The sequence below is a fragment of the Croceitalea sp. MTPC6 genome, assembly GCF_036985525.1.
Taxonomy (GTDB): domain Bacteria; phylum Bacteroidota; class Bacteroidia; order Flavobacteriales; family Flavobacteriaceae; genus Croceitalea.
This window is the reverse complement of sequence record NZ_BTGR01000008.1, coordinates 78,201-95,830: the sequence shown is the minus strand read 5'-3', so window position 1 is coordinate 95,830 and position 17,630 is coordinate 78,201. Positions and strand designations below refer to the sequence as shown.

The following is a 17,630-nucleotide window of genomic DNA, read 5'->3' as shown; positions in this document are numbered from 1 at the left end:
TATGAAAAAGTCAGTTTTAATCGGACCTTTTACGCAAGTTTTACCCATGACCAATATTCCATTAAAAGGAGCATTGGAAGACCATCAACTTGAAGTTATAACGAATGGGGGCATCCTCATTTCTGAAGGAAAAATAACCGGTATTGGAAAATTTGATGATTTAAAATCTAATGGTGTTGAAATAGCACATGTTGAAGGCGAATCAGTTTGTATTCCAGGAATGATAGATGCGCATACACATATTTGTTTTGCGGGCTCAAGAGCCAATGATTTTGCGCTTCGAAATTCAGGTAAATCATACTTAGAAATTGCAAAAGCGGGAGGTGGAATCTGGGACACGGTCACTAAAACCCGAAAAGCAACTTCAAAAGAATTGGTTGCTGGAATCATTGAGCGAGCAAAAAAACATTTAAAATCTGGGATTACCACAATTGAAGTAAAAAGTGGTTACGGACTTACTGTAGATGAAGAATTAAAAATGCTTAGGGCAATTAAAGAGGCTGACTCTAAAATTCAACCGGATTTAATCCCTACTTGTTTAGCGGCACATATGAAACCAAAAGATTGGGATGGCTCCGCATCAGCATATCTAGAAGAAATTAGCTCAAAACTATTCCCCATTTTAAAGTCTGAAAACCTTACCAATAGAATTGATGCCTTTATTGAGGAAAGTGCTTTCTCTTCTTTAGATATTGCTCCCTATTTTCAAAAAGCTAGGGCTATGGGGTTTAGCATAACCGTTCATGCCGATCAGTTTTCTGTAGGAGGTAGTGAAACAGCTATACATTACAATGCGGTAAGTGCAGATCATTTAGAAGCAAGCTCAGAAAAAGAGATTGTATTATTGGCAAAGAGCAATACCATTTCTGTTGCCTTGCCCGGGGCAACAATAGGATTGGGATGCAATTTTATCCCTGCCCGAAAATTGTTGGATGCTGGTGGAGCTTTAGCCATAGCAAGTGACCACAACCCTGGTTCAGCACCAATGGGAGATTTATTGACGCAGGCTGCAATTCTTGGAACGTTTGAAAAACTATCCAATGCTGAAGTTTTAGCAGGTATTACCTACCGAGCTGCTGCTGCATTAGAACTAAAAAACAAAGGAATTTTGGAGAAAGGAAAAATCGCAGATTTCATCACTTTCCCAACAGCCAATTATAAAGAAATTACATACCATCAAGGGCAGCTAAAACCTAATGCTGTTTGGAAAAATGGAGCTAAAATATAGTAAGATGGAGACAACCTTAGACAATAGTTTTAAAAGTCAGATTTTACAAGGAATTCCTTCGGAATTACCCCAAAAAAGAGCATATCCCAAAAGTGGAAACCCAGCTCCAAAAAGAAAAGAGATTCTTTCTATTGAAGAAAAAAAGCTAGCCATCAAAAATGCTTTGCGCTATTTCCCAAAAGCATGGCATCAGGAATTGGCAGTAGACTTTGCGAACGAATTAAAAACATATGGTAGAATTTACATGCTTCGGTTTAAGCCGGATTATAAAATTTATGCTAGACCGATACATGAATATCCTGCGAATACCAAAGAAGGTGCTGCTATCATGTTGATGATTCAAAACAATTTGGACCCAGCAGTGGCTCAACACCCCGAAGAATTGATTACCTATGGTGGTAATGGAGCAGTCTTTCAAAATTGGGCGCAGTATTTATTGACCATGAAATATTTGGCAGAAATGACCAATGAGCAGACACTTCATATGTATTCCGGTCATCCCATGGGACTTTTTCCTTCTTCAAAGGAAGCGCCAAGAGTTGTTGTCACCAATGGGATGATGATTCCCAATTACTCCAAACCCGATGACTGGGAAAAATATAATGCTTTGGGAGTTACCCAATATGGACAAATGACTGCAGGTTCATACATGTACATTGGACCTCAAGGCATTGTTCATGGTACTGCCATCACTGTCATGAATGCTTTTCGGAAAGTCTTGGACAAAGGAGATTCTCCTAACGGAAAAGTATTTTTAACTGCTGGTCTTGGAGGTATGAGTGGCGCACAACCTAAAGCAGGGAATATAGCAGGATGTATTACGGTATGCGCAGAGGTAAATCCTTCAGCTGCCAAAAAAAGATATGAGCAAGGCTGGGTAGATGAACTTATTTCTGACATAAATGAACTTGTTGAAAGAACCCGAAAAGCAATTCATGACAATGAGGTTGTTTCTATTGCCTTTATCGGCAATGTGGTTACCGTTTGGGACCAATTTTATGAGTCAGCTATTTATGTCCATTTAGGTTCTGATCAGACCTCATTGCACAACCCATGGGCTGGTGGCTATTATCCTGTTGAACTATCCTTTGAGGAAGCAAATACCATGATGGTTGAAAATCCTGAAGCATATAAAGAAAAGGTTCAAGCTTCTTTACGAAGACAAGTAGATGCTATTAATAGGCACAGCGAAAAAGGAACTTACTTTTTTGATTATGGTAATGCATTTTTATTGGAATCATCTCGCGCAGGAGCAGCAATTTTTAAAAATGATAAAGGTAGTTTTTCTAGCCACCCTTCCCTTGGGGAAGGGGCTGGGGGATGGGCCTATCCATCATACGTTCAAGATATTTTGGGGCCAATGTGCTTTGATTACGGTTTTGGACCATTTCGCTGGGTATGTACTTCTGGAAAGCCCGAAGATCTAAAAAAAACCGATTTGATTGCCCTTGAAATCATAAGGGCAATCAAATCTTCATCGCCTGCGGAAATTCAGCAACAAATGCAGGATAACATTACTTGGATTGAAGAAGCTGAAGACAATCAATTGGTCGTCGGTTCGCAGGCCAGGATCTTATATGCAGATGCTGAGGGTCGTACCAAAATAGCAGAGGCCTTTAATCAAGCCATTGCTTCCGGCCATATTTCAGCCCCTGTTGTACTCGGGCGCGACCATCATGATGTAAGCGGAACCGATTCTCCTTTTCGAGAAACCAGCAATATTTATGACGGGAGCCAATTCACAGCTGATATGGCCATACATAACGTCATCGGAGATAGTTTCAGGGGGGCAACATGGGTTTCCATCCATAATGGTGGCGGCGTTGGATGGGGAGAGGTCATTAATGGCGGTTTTGGAATGTTATTAGATGGTTCTGAAGAAGCTAGCAAACGATTAAAAAATATGCTCTTCTATGATGTAAACAATGGTATTTCTCGTAGAAGTTGGGCTCGTAACAAAGAGGCCATATTTGCCATTAAACGTGAAATGGAAAGAACACCACAGTTAAAAATAACCTTACCCAATCTGGTAAATGAAAATTTACTGGACAACCTTTTTTAAGCTATGTCGTATCAAAACCCATCACAAGAAAATTGGACAGGTAGAGTATCTGACCAAGAGCTTTATTTACATGAAAAGGTTCAGCTTCTATCGCTGTCATCCATAGCAGAAGCTAAGGGAAAGACATTTACGCTTTTGGGGTATGCCTGTGATGAAGGTGTAAAAAGAAATCAGGGAAGGGTTGGCGCAAAAGACGGTCCAAATGTCATACGAAAGGCTTTGGCTAAAATGCCCAATCATTTATCCAACTCAGAACATTTGGTTGATGCCGGAGATGTGTTTTGCATAGGCGACAAAATGGAAAAAACACAAGAACTACTCGCTGAAAAAGTTTCATCGCTACTACAAAAGAACACTTTTCCAATTCTTTTAGGAGGAGGGCATGATATTGCTTACGGCCATTACAATGGAATTAATAAATATTTGAAGTCCAAGAATAAAAATGTAAAAATTGGAATCCTAAACTTTGATGCACATTTTGATTTGCGTTCTAATGAAAAGGGAAATACTTCGGGTACTCCCTTTTATCAAATAGCTCAAGAAAATTCAGGTTTCAATTATCTATGCTTAGGAATTAGGAAAGATGCCAATGATACGCAGCTATTTGAAACCGCAAAAAAATATAATGCTGATTACGTTATTAGAGATGAGTTTTCTATAAATCATTTAAGGGCTATCCATAAAAAACTAGATGCATTCATGAAGCGTGTAGATGGTATTTATGTAACTATTGATTTAGATGGCTTTTCTTCGGCTTATGCGCCAGGGGTTAGTGCTGCTTCGCCAATGGGTTTTGCTCCCGATATTGTGCTGGCTTGTCTACAAAAAATCTTTACTTCCAAAAAAGTAGTTAGTATGGATTTAGCAGAAATGAATCCAAAATATGACCGAGACAGTCAAACAGCAAAACTTGCGGCATCCTTAATTCATCAAGTAATTCATTTAGAATTCTAAAGCCTGATTCCGAAACAAGTTCGGGATTTGATAAAACAGAGTTTTATCAAACAAAAAAAGCCTCCCATAAGGAAAGCCTTTCATTGGTTTGCATCTAAATGCAATACCTAGTTTCAATTCAACATTGAATTGAAACACAACACAACATGACAAAGATAGTAAAGGTTTTGATATTGTGCCAAGAGAATATACTTATGCACTATCTATAAAGCTTTTATAACATAAGTGACTACGCCCCAAACCAATAAATCATTAGCTTCCGTAATTTCAATTGGCTGGTAAGATTCATTTTCTGGCATAAGGAAAAGTTTATCCTTTTCTTTTTTCAATCGTTTTACCGTAAAATCCCCATCAATAAAACAAACTACTATTTTACCATTTTCTGGCTCAAGACTTCTATCTATGACCAATAAATCTCCATCATCTAGTCCTGCATTAATCATAGACTTTCCGCTAACTCGAGCATAAAAAGTAGCTTCTTCATTCTTAACCAATGTTTTATCAAGGCTTATGCGCGTTTCTTTAAAATCATCTGCTGGTGAAGGAAACCCAGCTGAAATACTATTGTTAGAAATTGTAATTGAAGACGACCCAGCACGGTCTAAACCAAAAAATCGCAGCTTATTACTATCTATTTTCTTTTTAGGTTTCATCTCACTCTTATAATATCATTGATATTGGTTGTGTATTTGGGCGATAAATGCTCTTGACGCATCTTCCAAGTACGTTCTAAATCTTGATTGCCAATTTTAATTTTATAATCCCCTAACTTGGCATTGACCTCATCCAGCGTTTTCATAAGGGAACTATGCTTGGGGTTCTCGCTTTCAAACATATCTAATTGATGTGCGTTTGTGGGAACCAATCCACTCACCACCACTCCTGCCCTTTTATATTTTATGCCTGGTTTATAAATAGAGTTTATGGCTTTTACCGCATGATTTGAAATCGTAAGTGAGGAATCTGTTGGAAAAGGAAGCGTTACCAAAGCACTACTTCTATCTTGCGGACTGTCTTTTTTATGCCTATCGCTTCTTAAAAAGACCACTATAATGTTGCAGCTGCTATTTTGAGTTCTTAGCTTTTCAGCACAGCTACTGGCAAAAGTTGAAATACGTTCTCTAATATTTTCAATATCTGAAAATGTGCGTTCAAAGCTACGCGTGGTAGCGATGGCTTTTTTATCACGAGTGTCGTCATCCAAATCAAGCGTAGGGATTCCCTCTAAATCTTTTTTAAGTTTTAAGCCCGTTATTGCTAACTGCTTTTTTACCCATTCATCTGAAAGTTGGGTAAAATCAAAAGCTGTTTTTACATTTTTGGTCTGTAGTCTCTTTAAATTTCCATGACCTATACCCCAGACACTTTCAATTTTTGTCCATTTTAAGGCTTTGACCCTTCCTTGCTCTGAGTCTATTACAAAAACCCCACTGGTTTTGTCTCTTAATTTTTTAGAAATTTTATTGGCAACTTTAGCCAAAGCTTTAGTTGGTGCAATACCTATGCTAATTGGAATTCCTGTACATTTTTGGACTTTATACTGAATTTTTCTTCCATAGGAATCAAAATCACAGTTCTCAAAACCTTCAAACTTTAAAAAAGCTTCGTCTATACTGTAAACTTCCATATCTGGGGTAAACTCTCCCAAGATATTCATTACCCTAGTACTCATATCCCCATATAAAGGATAATTTGAAGAAAAGATTTTAATCTTATGCTCTTTACAAAATTGCCAATATTTGAAGGCAGGTGCTGCCATAGGGAGTCCCAGTTTTTTTGCCTCGTCACTCCTAGATATAAAACACCCATCATTGTTCGAAAGGATAGCGACAGGCACATTGTTGTACTGCGGTTGAAAGGCCCGCTCACAAGAAGCATAAAAATTATTACAATCGACTAAGGCAAACATGTATTAAAAATACTTGAATTGTTTAAGATGTTATAGTGCTATTAAACTTCATTTTACTTTTTAATATCTATAGACAATAAATACAATTAAAAACGTAGCTTTAATATCCTCAAAAGATTTTAAATGAAGATTCGTATCAAAGGTAACTCCATTCGTTTTCGACTCACACAATCTGAGGTTAAAACCCTTACAGAAATTGGATTTATTGAAGAAAAAGTGCTATTTGAATCCAACGCTTTTAAATATGCCATTCAAATCACTACCTATCACGAAAAAATGAATGCAACATTCTCCGAGGGAAAAATAACTTTACACATTCCAAGAGCCAAAATTGAAGGTTGGTACACCAGTACTATTATTGGTTTTGAGAATGTCCAAGAGCTTTCTTCTGGCGACAAACTCTACCTGCTGTTGGAAAAAGATTTTACATGTTTAGACAACACCATTGAAGATCAGTCTGATAATTATCCTAACCCAAAAACGCTAACTTAAAAGCTTAAACATGTCCCAAGACTTCAAAAGAAATGTATCCGTCCGTGGGTCAGAAGAACTGTTAAATATCAGATTGGATAAACCTGTAGCGCACGCTGCTGGATTGTTAGGAGTTAAAGAAGCTTTACGACATGGTTTTAAAGAAATGGGCATTGTCCGTTCCATGAAAGCTTTGTTGGAAATGAACCAAAAAGATGGCTTTGACTGCCCCAGTTGTGCTTGGCCAGATCCAGAAAAACCCTCAAAAGTTGCAGAGTATTGTGAAAATGGCGCTAAAGCTTTAGCCGATGAAGCAACCTCTACAAAAGCAAATGCAACCTTCTTTCGAAAACATTCTGTTGAAGAACTTTCACTACTTACAGACTTTGAACTAAATAAGTTTGGTAGGCTTATAGAGCCATTGGTTCTTAAACCTGGCAGTATCCATTACCAACCCATTTCTTGGCAAGAAGCATTTAAACTTATCGCTACTGAATTAAGGAAACTAGATGCTCCTGACGAAGCTATTTTTTATACTTCTGGCCGTTCTAGCAATGAAGCTGCTTTTTTGTATGGAATGTTCGCGCGCGCCTTGGGAACCAACAATATGCCAGATTGCTCCAACATGTGTCATGAAAGCAGTGGAGTAGCACTTGGAGAGACCTTGGGAATTGGAAAAGGCTCCATAAAATTAGAAGATTTATATGAAGCTGAAGTCGTAATAGTTGCTGGGCAAAATCCGGGCACTAATCATCCCAGAATGCTTTCCGCTTTGGAAAAATGCAAAAAAAATGGTGGAAAGGTCATCAGTATAAATCCACTGGAGGAAACTGGTTTAGTCAACTTTAGAAACCCACAGCACATTAAGGGACTAGTTGGTGGAGGTGAAGATATCGCAGACATTCATCTTCAGGTAAATATTAATCAAGATATCGCCTTAGTAAAATTAATCTTGAAACGATTGGCAAAGCTAGATACCGAATCTAACGAAGTCTTTGACCATGAATTTATCAATAAATACGTAGATGGATATGATACACTTCTACTCGATTTAAAAAAATATGATGAAGATGAGCTTTTAACTCTATGTGGTGTTTTTGAAGAAAAAATTAATGAAACAGTTGACCTATTAGCCAAGAAATCTAAAATAATCGTTTGTTGGGCAATGGGTCTTACGCAACATAAAAACGGTGTAGAGAACATTCGAGAATATATTAATCTACTGCTTTTAAAAGGTGCAATAGGGAAACCTAATGCAGGCACTTGTCCCGTGCGTGGACACAGCAATGTACAAGGAGACCGTTCCGTAGGAATTCAGCATTTTGTAGATAAAAATTTAAACAAACGAATAAAGGAACACCTTAGTTTTACACCCCCAAGCGAAGAAGGCGTAGATACCGTTGGTGCCATGAAAGCAATGCACGAAGGAAAAGTCAAAGTTTTTATGTGTTTAGGTGGAAACTTTTTAATGGCTGCATCTGATACGGAGTATACTGCAAAAGCACTTCAGAATTGTGCCCTTACCGTACAGATAAGTACAAAACTCAACAGAACACATTTAGTTACGGGAAAAACAGCCTTGATTCTCCCAACAATTGGCCGATCGGAAAAGGATATGAAAAATGACGTGCAACGTAAATTTACTGTTGAGAATAGTATGGGCAGGGTCACCCAATCTAAAGGCATTTTAAAGCCAGCTTCGGATAATCTAATGAGTGAACCGGAAATCATTGCCACACTTGCACATACTTATTTTAAAGGCAAACATCCTATGGATTGGAAAACCTTAGGTGACGACTATGCTTTAATTCGGGAATATATTGATAAGGTAATTAAGGGTTTTGATAGAACAGAGGAACGTTCCAAAGGAGTTGGATATTATTTGCCAAATAATGTTCGAGAATTGGACTTTAGCAAATTACCCAACGGCAAGGCACAATTGACCATAAATAATCTACCTCAGCATAATTTAAAAGAAGATGAATTCATGTTGATGACCATTCGTTCCCATGACCAATTTAATACCACTATTTATGGATTAGATGACAGATATAGAGGAGTCTACAATGAACGAAGAGTATTATTTATAAATAAAGAGGATATGAATAAGCTCCATTTAAAAAAGTTGGATGTGGTGAATATCACCAGTAATTATGACAACATACTCAGAGTGGCTCGTAATTTCCTAATTATCCCTTATAATATTCCCCAAGGGAATTTAGGTGCCTATTTTCCCGAGACAAATGTGTTAGTGCCTTACAATCATTTTGCAGATAGAAGCAAAACCCCTATTAGCAAATCCATTGTTGTACGAATAGAAAAAGTTAAATAGTTTACTTAAAAGCAGGATGCCCCGTAATGTCAGCTCCTGTAATTAGCAAGTGAATATCGTGAGTGCCTTCGTAAGTAATCACACTCTCCAAATTCATCATATGGCGCATAATGCTATACTCACCAGTAATACCCATACCACCAAGCATTTGTCTGGCTTCGCGAGCAATCTTAATGGCCATATCTACATTATTCCGTTTAGCCATAGAAATTTGAGCTGTGGTAGCACGACCCTCATTCTTTATTTGTCCCAAGCGAAAAGCCAGCAATTGTGCTTTTGTAATTTCTGTAATCATCTCAGCCAACTTTTTTTGCTGTAACTGAAATGCAGCTATTGGTTTTCCAAACTGAATACGCTCTTTAGCATACCTAAGTGCAGTATCATAACAATCCATGGCAGCACCAATTGCTCCCCATGCAATTCCATAGCGTGCAGAGTCCAAACAACCTAAAGGTGCACTCAAACCTGATTTATTTGGCAACAAATTTTCTTTTGGAACTTTTACATTGTCAAAAATTAGTTCTCCAGTAGCTGAAGCACGTAAAGACCATTTATTATGGGTTTCAGGAGTAGAAAAACCTTCCATACCGCGTTCTACAATAAGCCCTTGTATTCTTCCTTCTTCATTTTTAGCCCAAACAACAGCCACATCTGCAAAAGGTGAATTTGAAATCCAAAGTTTGGCCCCATTTAACAAATAATGGTCACCCATATCTTTGTATTTAGTTTCCATCCCACCTGGGTTTGACCCATGATTAGGTTCAGTTAGACCAAAACAACCCATCCATTCTCCTGTGGCCAATTTGGGCAGGTATTTTTTTCGTTGTTCTTCCGTTCCGTAGGCAAAAATGGGGTACATGACCAACGAAGATTGTACTGAAGCGGTAGATCTTACTCCACTATCCCCACGTTCTATTTCTTGCATAATGAGACCATAACTAATTTGGTCTAAACCAGCACCGCCATATTCCTCAGGAATATAGGGACCAAAAGCACCAATTTCGGCCAAACCACCTATAATCTGCTTTGGAAATTCTGCTTTTTGAGCATACTCTTCAATGATTGGCGAAATATCACGTTTCACCCATTGCCGAGCGGCATCACGAACCAATTTGTGTTCTTCAGAAAGTAAATCATCCAGATTATAATAGTCAGGAGCTTCAAATAGATCAGGCTTCATAAATAGAATTTATTTTTTGTGATTCTCGCAAAAGCGGGAATCTCTTTAATCATTTAATAAAATAATAGATTCTCACCTTCGTGAGAATGATTACTGCGATATTCAAAGGTAATAAGGATATGTAACATTACGTATCGCGATTGTTACATTTTCAAATAGAAGGGAGCTGTTAATTCTTTATACGCTTTTGTATATTGATGCCTATCTATTTCGATAACCAGTTCCTCCTTTTGGATAGTAGTTTCTTTAAATGAAAACTGCAATAAGCTTCTTTTAATTTCTGAATCTGGATTTCCTTTTACATATGTAATTCGGTTAGCATACAAACCGAACGCCATTGCCTGTTTAAGAAAATTTTCCTCCTCTTTAAAAGGAATTATGACTGCAAATTCACCTTCGCTGGAAAGTAACTTTTTAATCCCTTCTATAAGTTCTCCAAAGGGAAGGGACAAATTCTGTCTTGCTTTATCTCGCGATTTATCACCGCTAGAAACATCTTCCATATAGAAGGGTGGATTTGAAACTATTAAATCATAGGTTTCGTCCATTTCCTCTGCAAATTCTTTTAAGCTGGCATGATAGCAAAAAAGGCGGTCTGCCCATTGGGATTCCTCAAAATTCTGCACGCATTGCTCATAAGCGCCCTCCTCCAATTCAATGGCATCTATTGTTTCAGCATTGGAACGCTGTGCCATTTGTAAAGCTATTATTCCCGTTCCAGTACCAATATCTAAAATGGAGTTTGGGTTATTTTCTAAAGCTGTCCACGCGCCTAGTAAGACCCCGTCTGTACCTATTTTCATGGCACATCGGTCCTGATTAACTGTAAATTCTTTGAATTCAAAGGGTTTGGACATTTATCAGCTTAAGTATAAATCCACCAACCCTTCAGGACAGTTAACATGGATTGTTTTAGAATCTCTATCCACTTTGGTGATAATATCATCAGTAACTGGAATCAGTAATTCTTTGTCTCCCTTTTTAGCTTCAAAAAGAACCTGCGAAGCAGAGTCGTTAATGGATGCTATAATACCGATATTTCCGTATACTTTATCTTGCAGTGTAAAACCTATTACTTCATGAAAGTAGAATTTGTTGCCCCTAAGGGGTGGAAGCATGGCTAATGGAAGGTAAAGCTCTGCTCCTAAAATTCTGTCCGCAGCAGCTTCGTCTTTCACTTCTTCAAAATCAATTCGAAGCAAAGTTGATTTGTGAAGACGGCATCTATCAATAAAAAATGGAACCAGATTGTTTCCCAATGAAACAAAAACTGATTCCATGTTTTCGTAAGTCTCAGGCTCATCAGTATCAATTTTCACTAATACCTCGCCTTTAAAACTATATTTTGAAACGACTTTGCCTAGGTAGAAACAATCTTCCTTTTGCATCGTCTACAACAATTACTCTTTTGAAGTTTCTTCTTCGCTAGCTTCTGATTTTGTAGCCTCCTTTACTTCCTCAGCAACTTCGTCAGAAGTTTCAGTTACTGCTTCTTTAACTTCTTCTACTTTTTCAGCAACTGCGTCGGCAGTTTTGGAAGCTGTCTCTTCCACTTTCTCAGTAACCCCTTCTACCTTTTCTTTTGCTTCTTCAACTACTTCTGTAGCTTCAGCTGCAACTTCTTCTACCACTGGTGCGCTTTCTTCAATCACATCTTCCGCAGCTTCTTCCACTTCTGGCAATGCAGCAGCAGCTCTTTTATCACTAAATTCTTTTTCAGCCTCTAGTGCTTTTGCTTTTGCATCAGCTTGTGCTTTATCCAAACCATCAACTTTAGCAGCAATAGCTTTTTCTTTTTCGGCTAACCAAGTATTGAATTTTTTCTCCGCTTGCTCTTCGGTCAAGGCTCCTTTGCGCACACCACCTAACAAGTGGTGTTTCATCATTACACCTTTGTATGACAAAATTGCCCTAGCCGTGTCTGTTGGTTGTGCTCCATTGCTTAACCATTGTACAGACCCATCAACATTTAAATCAATTGTAGCTGGATTGGTGTTAGGATTATATATACCTAACTTTTCTAAAAATTTACCGTCTCTTTTTGCGCGGGAATCTGCGGCAACGATCCAATAGAATGGTTTTCCTTTTTTACCGTGGCGTTGCAATCTAATTTTTACTGGCATATCACATTAATTTGTAGGGTGCCCGACCCTGATTATTAATACATTCCCACGAACGTGGGAATCTCTCTTTCGCAAGAAACGAAATCATTCGTAACAAAAGCGGGTGCAAAAATAAGGCTTATTTTAAAAACTACAACTATTACAAGGCGAGAAAGTTAAATAGCTTTAACATTAAGCCCTTATTCCGTTAAAACCATGCTAAACCCCTTTGTATACTTGACTTTCCGAGATATTACTGTATATTAAGTAGTATAAGTTATTGAGAGACAATAACATTTGAATTTAAAATGAAGATGAATAAATGAAGTTTACAGTAGAAATGTCAAACAAATTAAACGAATTATTAGAAAAAACTTATGATGCTGAGAAAGGCTTTAAGCAAGCAGCTGAAAAAGTAAATAACCCAGTAATTAAGGAGTTCTTTGAAAATAGGGCTGCACAACGCTATGACTTTGGACACCAATTGAAAAAAGAAATCAAATTATTTGGGCAATCACCTGATAAAGGCGGAAGTACCAAAGGAACTATACATAGAAAATGGATAGATTTCAAATTGTTCTTCTCTAATAACAATGAGGAAGCAATGCTAGAAGAAGTTAATCGTGGGGAAAAAGAAGCTATCGAAACTTATAACGACATCTTGCACGATAAGGATTTTGTGTTGCCACCAACAACAGAAAGCTTGTTGATGACACAGCGAAACGCAATACGTGAAACTTTAGATACTGCAAATCTATACGAAAACGCAGTATCATAAAATATCGTTTTTGATTGATGTAGAAAGCGGAGCCATGGCTCCGCTTTTTTGGTTAATAACTTAGCACAACTCTGTTTTTTCAAAATAGGCTTTTTAGGTATTTTTATTCACTACTTTTTAATTAGTTTTCGGGTGAGCTCGAACTGACAGAATTTGATATATGTACTTAATCTTTGACACTGAAACCACAGGCCTTCCCAAACGTTGGGATGCACCAATAACAGATACGGATAACTGGCCTCGTTGTGTCCAGATTGCATGGCAATTACATGATACTATGGGTAATCTAGTGGAGAGTCAAGATTATTTGGTACAACCTAAAGGTTTTAATATTCCTTTTGAAGCTGAGCAAATTCACGGCATTTCTTCAGCACTTGCTGAACAAGAAGGAATACCCTTAAATGAAGTTTTAGAACGATTTAACGAAGCACTTTCCAAAGCAAAATTTGTAGTAGGTCAAAATGTGGGCTTTGATGTTAACATTATGGGAGCGGAATTCCATAGGGAAGGTGTTGCCAATCCTTTGCAAGAGCTACCAGTTTTAGACACGTGTACAGAACATACTGCTGATCTATGTAAAATACCTGGAGGGCGAGGTGGAAAATTTAAACTTCCCACGCTTACTGAACTTCATGAATACCTCTTTAAAGAACCATTTGCAGAAGCGCACAATGCCACTGCAGATGTTGAAGCTACCACGCGTTGTTTTTTAGAGCTTATTCGAAGAAAACAATATACCAAAGAACAGCTTGACGTTCAGCCAGATTATTTTGAGAATTTTTCTGAGGCAAACCCGCAAGAGATTGAACTGATTGGCTTAAAGCACATCAATCTAAAAAAAGCCTCCAAAAAAATTGCAGATGCACTTTGGGAAAAGGACACGGGTGAAATTTCTGAACAAGAGCTAGATGAGAATATAAAAGACCTTGCCAATGTAGATTTTGTGCATCTACACAATCACTCGCAGTTTTCGGTATTGCAGTCCACCATGTCCATGAAAGAATTGGTAAAACAAACTGCAGATGCAAAAATGCCGGCAGTTGCTTTGACCGACCATGCGAACATGATGGGGGCATTTCATTTTGTAAAAGAAATAAAAGCACATAATAAATCCGTTAAAGAAAAAAATGGTGATTTAATAGAGAATGGTGAACAACCAAATGAGCAAGAAATAACGCCAATTATTGGCTGCGAATTTTTTGTTTGCGATGATCATACTAATAAAAATGTAAAAGACTACGGTTACCAAATTGTGCTTTTGGCCAAAAACAAAAATGGCTATCATAATCTGGCAAAAATGTCTTCTATTGCTTATACAGATGGATTCTATTACGTTCCAAGAATTGATAAAAAAGTAATTCAACAATACAAAGAAGATGTTATAGTGCTTTCTGGGAATCTTTATGGAGAAGTTCCAGGAAAAATCTTGAACGTTGGTGAAAAACAGGCCGAAGAAGCTCTTTTATGGTGGAAGCAAGAATTTGGTGACGATTTCTATCTAGAAATCATGCGCCATAATCAAGAAGATGAAAATCGAGTCAACAAAGTACTCCTAGAATTTGCCAAAAAACATCAGGTAAAACTTGTTGCCAGCAACAATACCTATTACGGCAACAAAGAAGACGCCGAAGCGCACGATATTCTATTGTGTGTAAAAGATGGTGAAAAGCAGACTACACCAATAGGTCGTGGTCGCGGATATCGATATGGCTTGCCCAATCAAGAATATTACTTTAAGTCTTCTGAAGAAATGAAGGCTTTGTTCCAAGATATTCCTGAAGCGATTTTTAATCTGCAGGAAATTGTTTCCAAGGTAGAACCATATGATTTAGCCAGAGATGTATTGCTACCTAAATTCGATATTCCAGAAAAATTTAAGGTTTCCAAAGATGAAACCGATGGTGGAAAACGAGGTGAGAATACTTATTTGAAGCATATTACCTACAAAGGTGCCGAAGAACGTTATGGTGACATCACCGATGAGATTCGAGAGCGCATTGATTTTGAGCTGAAAACCATTGAAAATTCGGGGTATCCTGGTTATTTTCTAATTGTTGAGGACTTTATCCGCGAAGCAAGGAACATGGATGTTTCTGTTGGTCCAGGTCGTGGTTCAGCCGCGGGTTCTGTAGTTGCCTATTGTTTAAAAATTACCAATATTGACCCTCTTAAATACGATTTACTTTTTGAGCGATTTCTAAATCCTGACAGGGTTTCTATGCCTGATATTGATATCGATTTTGATGATGAAGGACGTGGTCGCGTGATGGATTATGTTATTAATAAATATGGTGCAAACCAAGTAGCACAAATTATTACCTACGGTACCATGGCAGCAAAATCTTCTATTAGAGACACTGCACGTGTATTGGATTTGCCATTGAATGATGCTGACCGTATCGCCAAATTAATTCCCACTATGTCTAAGTTGGGTAAAATCTTTGGAAAGGATGAGTCGGCACTTAAAAAGATGTTCCGCTCAGATGATTTGGACAAAGTACATCAGTTGCTCAATATTTCTGAAGGAGATGATTTAGAAGGAAGGACCGTAAACATGGCTCGTGTTTTAGAAGGCTCACTAAGAAACACTGGAATACATGCCTGTGGTGTGATTATCACCCCGGATGACATTACAAATTTTGTTCCAGTAGCCACCGCTAAAGACTCTGATTTATATGTGACGCAATTTGACAACTCCGTTGTTGAAAATGCTGGACTATTGAAGATGGATTTCCTAGGTTTAAAAACCTTAACGCTAATCAAGGACACCGTTAAAATTGTTAAGGCAAGAACAGGAGAAGAGTTAATCCCAGATGAATTCCCACTAGACGATGAAAAAACCTATGAGTTATTTCAGCGTGGGGATACAGTTGGTATATTTCAATATGAATCCCTTGGGATGCAAAAGCATATGAAAAATCTTAAGCCTTCGGTTTTTGATGACCTGATTGCCATGAATGCGCTCTATCGTCCCGGACCAATGGAATATATTCCAAGCTTTATCGCTCGTAAGCATGGGGATGAAGAAATCACCTATGATCTTCCAGAAATGGAAGAGTATCTAAAGGATACCTATGGAATTACTGTCTACCAAGAGCAAGTGATGCGGTTATCACAAAAAATTGCTGGGTTCTCCAAAGGTGATGCAGATGTGCTCAGAAAAGCCATGGGGAAAAAAATATTCGCTCTACTTCAAAAATTAAAACCACAGTTTTTAGATGGCGGTGAAAAGAATGGGCATCCAAGGGAAGTTTTGGAGAAAATCTGGAAAGATTGGGAAGCGTTTGCCTCCTATGCATTTAACAAAAGTCACTCTACCTGCTATGCCTACATCGCTTATCAAACTGCATATTTAAAAGCCCACTATCCTGCTGAATATATGGCTGCCGTGTTATCCAATAACATGAACGACATCAAGCAAGTGACCTTCTTTATGGAAGAGTGTAAACGGATGGGATTAGATGTATTGGGCCCAGATGTGAACGAATCTTTCTACAAATTTGCTGTAAACAAAGATTACGCTGTACGTTTTGGTATGGGTGCCATAAAAGGGGTTGGCCGTTCCGCGGTACAATCCATTGTAGCAGAACGAAAGGAAAATGGACCTTTCAAATCAGTTTTTGATATGGCCAAACGTATAGACTTGCGTGCTGCCAATAAAAAGGCATTTGAAAATCTTGCTGTCGCCGGTGGTTTCGATTCTTTTGGAGATACCCTAAGAGCACAATACTTTCACGATGAAGGTGAAGGAGTTTCTTTCTTAGAAAAAGTAATTAAATATGGTGCTAAGTTTCAAGAAAACGAGAATTCTTCTCAAGTAAGCCTATTTGGAGATGCAAGTGAAGTACAAATACCAGAACCTGTTGTTCCACCGTGTGAAGATTGGGGCACTATGGAAAAGTTAAGACGTGAAAAGGAAGTTGTCGGAATCTATTTGTCCGGCCATCCTTTAGATGATTTTAAAAAAGAAATAAAGGCTTTCTGTAATACCAGTGTTTCTGTTTTTAAAGATGATTTAAATGGTTATGTAAATCGTGAACTTTCTTTTGCAGGAGTGATTACTGATGTGCAACATCGGGTTTCTAAAAATGGAAAAGGTTGGGCAGCTTTTACTTTGGAAGATTATACGGACACCCATGAGTTCAGAATCTTTGGAGAAGAATATTTAAAGTTCAGGCATTTTCTAATGATTAATTCCTTTGCTTACATAAAGGTTTTTATTCGTGAAGGCTGGACAAATAGGGAAACTGGCAAAAAGGGAGACCCAAGATTACAGTACAATGATTTTAAGCAACTGCAAGATGTAATGGATGCTTATGCCAAGAAGTTGACCATAAAACTCAATGTTTCAGCATTACAAGAAAAACGAATTATGGCATTAAAAGATATGCTTCGTTCCCATAAAGGAAGTCATTCATTAAATTTTGTAGTCTATGAAATGGAAGAAGAAATAAAACTAAACTTGTCCAGCAGAAAACAAAAAGTCCATATTACCAGCGAATTATTACATAATCTTGAAGAGCAAGAAGTCCATTACAAGTTAAATTAGTATAAATTTTACTGATATATCAATAATCAAAACGAATGCTTAACCCGTAAGGAAACAGGGGTATA

At 37.8% G+C, this 17,630-nt stretch carries 12 protein-coding genes and 1 pseudogene; 7 read left to right on the top strand and 6 right to left on the bottom strand.

Annotated features, from left to right (window positions below; genetic code table 11):
* Nucleotide 1 precedes the first annotated feature (1 nt).
* From hutI to hutG, 3 genes are read left to right on the top strand one after another with little or no spacing between them, the layout of a single operon-like run.
* Complete coding sequence (gene hutI, locus AACP56_RS14235) at nucleotides 2-1,228, top strand: imidazolonepropionase (RefSeq protein ID WP_339337487.1); 1,227 nt, start codon at nucleotides 2-4, stop codon at nucleotides 1,226-1,228.
* 4 nt (nucleotides 1,229-1,232) lie between these two features.
* Entirely contained in the window at nucleotides 1,233-3,290 is a 2,058-nt protein-coding gene (locus AACP56_RS14230) for a urocanate hydratase (RefSeq protein ID WP_339337488.1), read from the top strand.
* A gap of 3 nt (nucleotides 3,291-3,293) precedes the next feature.
* A complete protein-coding gene (gene hutG, locus AACP56_RS14225; RefSeq protein ID WP_339337489.1) occupies nucleotides 3,294-4,244 on the top strand; it encodes a formimidoylglutamase in 951 nt (316 codons plus the stop codon).
* A gap of 203 nt (nucleotides 4,245-4,447) precedes the next feature.
* Here the strand turns inward: hutG and AACP56_RS14220 are convergent, their stop codons facing one another.
* Complete coding sequence (locus AACP56_RS14220) at nucleotides 4,448-4,897, bottom strand: LexA family protein (protein ID WP_339337490.1); 450 nt, start codon at nucleotides 4,895-4,897, stop codon at nucleotides 4,448-4,450.
* The gene (locus AACP56_RS14215; protein WP_339337491.1) at nucleotides 4,894-6,153 is read right to left on the bottom strand and encodes a Y-family DNA polymerase; all 1,260 of its coding nucleotides are present in this window, start codon (nucleotides 6,151-6,153) and stop codon (nucleotides 4,894-4,896) included. The genes AACP56_RS14220 and AACP56_RS14215 overlap by 4 nt, the downstream gene beginning before the upstream one ends.
* Before the next feature lie 123 nt (nucleotides 6,154-6,276).
* Here AACP56_RS14215 and AACP56_RS14210 point away from each other — a divergent pair, with 123 nt between their 5' ends.
* Both AACP56_RS14210 and AACP56_RS14205 read left to right on the top strand, forming a co-directional pair.
* Nucleotides 6,277-6,645: a DUF7009 family protein gene (locus AACP56_RS14210; RefSeq protein ID WP_339337492.1), complete on the top strand. Its 369-nt coding sequence runs from the start codon at nucleotides 6,277-6,279 to the stop codon at nucleotides 6,643-6,645.
* A gap of 10 nt (nucleotides 6,646-6,655) precedes the next feature.
* On the top strand, nucleotides 6,656-8,956 hold the full coding sequence (locus tag AACP56_RS14205) for an FdhF/YdeP family oxidoreductase (protein WP_339337493.1): 2,301 nt from the start codon (nucleotides 6,656-6,658) through the stop codon (nucleotides 8,954-8,956).
* A 1-nt stretch (nucleotide 8,957) separates the two neighbouring features.
* Here the strand turns inward: AACP56_RS14205 and AACP56_RS14200 are convergent, their stop codons facing one another.
* The 4 genes and pseudogenes from AACP56_RS14200 to AACP56_RS14185 all read right to left on the bottom strand — a co-directional run.
* Complete coding sequence (locus tag AACP56_RS14200; protein ID WP_339337494.1) at nucleotides 8,958-10,136, bottom strand: acyl-CoA dehydrogenase family protein; 1,179 nt, start codon at nucleotides 10,134-10,136, stop codon at nucleotides 8,958-8,960.
* A 143-nt stretch (nucleotides 10,137-10,279) separates the two neighbouring features.
* Nucleotides 10,280-10,993 carry a tRNA1(Val) (adenine(37)-N6)-methyltransferase gene (locus AACP56_RS14195; RefSeq protein WP_339337495.1) on the bottom strand — a complete coding sequence of 238 codons (714 nt, stop codon included), beginning with the start codon at nucleotides 10,991-10,993 and terminating at the stop codon, nucleotides 10,280-10,282.
* 3 nt (nucleotides 10,994-10,996) lie between these two features.
* Nucleotides 10,997-11,524: a ribosome maturation factor RimM gene (rimM, locus tag AACP56_RS14190; protein WP_339337496.1), complete on the bottom strand. Its 528-nt coding sequence runs from the start codon at nucleotides 11,522-11,524 to the stop codon at nucleotides 10,997-10,999.
* A gap of 192 nt (nucleotides 11,525-11,716) precedes the next feature.
* A pseudogene (locus tag AACP56_RS14185) lies at nucleotides 11,717-12,259 on the bottom strand (30S ribosomal protein S16); the annotation flags it as partial.
* Nucleotides 12,260-12,560: 301 nt separating this feature from the next.
* Between AACP56_RS14185 and AACP56_RS14180 the strand changes: the two are divergent.
* The gene (locus AACP56_RS14180; RefSeq protein WP_339337498.1) at nucleotides 12,561-13,016 is read left to right on the top strand and encodes a ferritin-like domain-containing protein; all 456 of its coding nucleotides are present in this window, start codon (nucleotides 12,561-12,563) and stop codon (nucleotides 13,014-13,016) included.
* A gap of 160 nt (nucleotides 13,017-13,176) precedes the next feature.
* Nucleotides 13,177-17,565, top strand: coding sequence for a DNA polymerase III subunit alpha (gene dnaE, locus AACP56_RS14175; RefSeq protein WP_339337499.1), 4,389 nt, complete (start codon nucleotides 13,177-13,179; stop codon nucleotides 17,563-17,565).
* The last annotated feature ends 65 nt before the right edge of the window (nucleotides 17,566-17,630 follow it).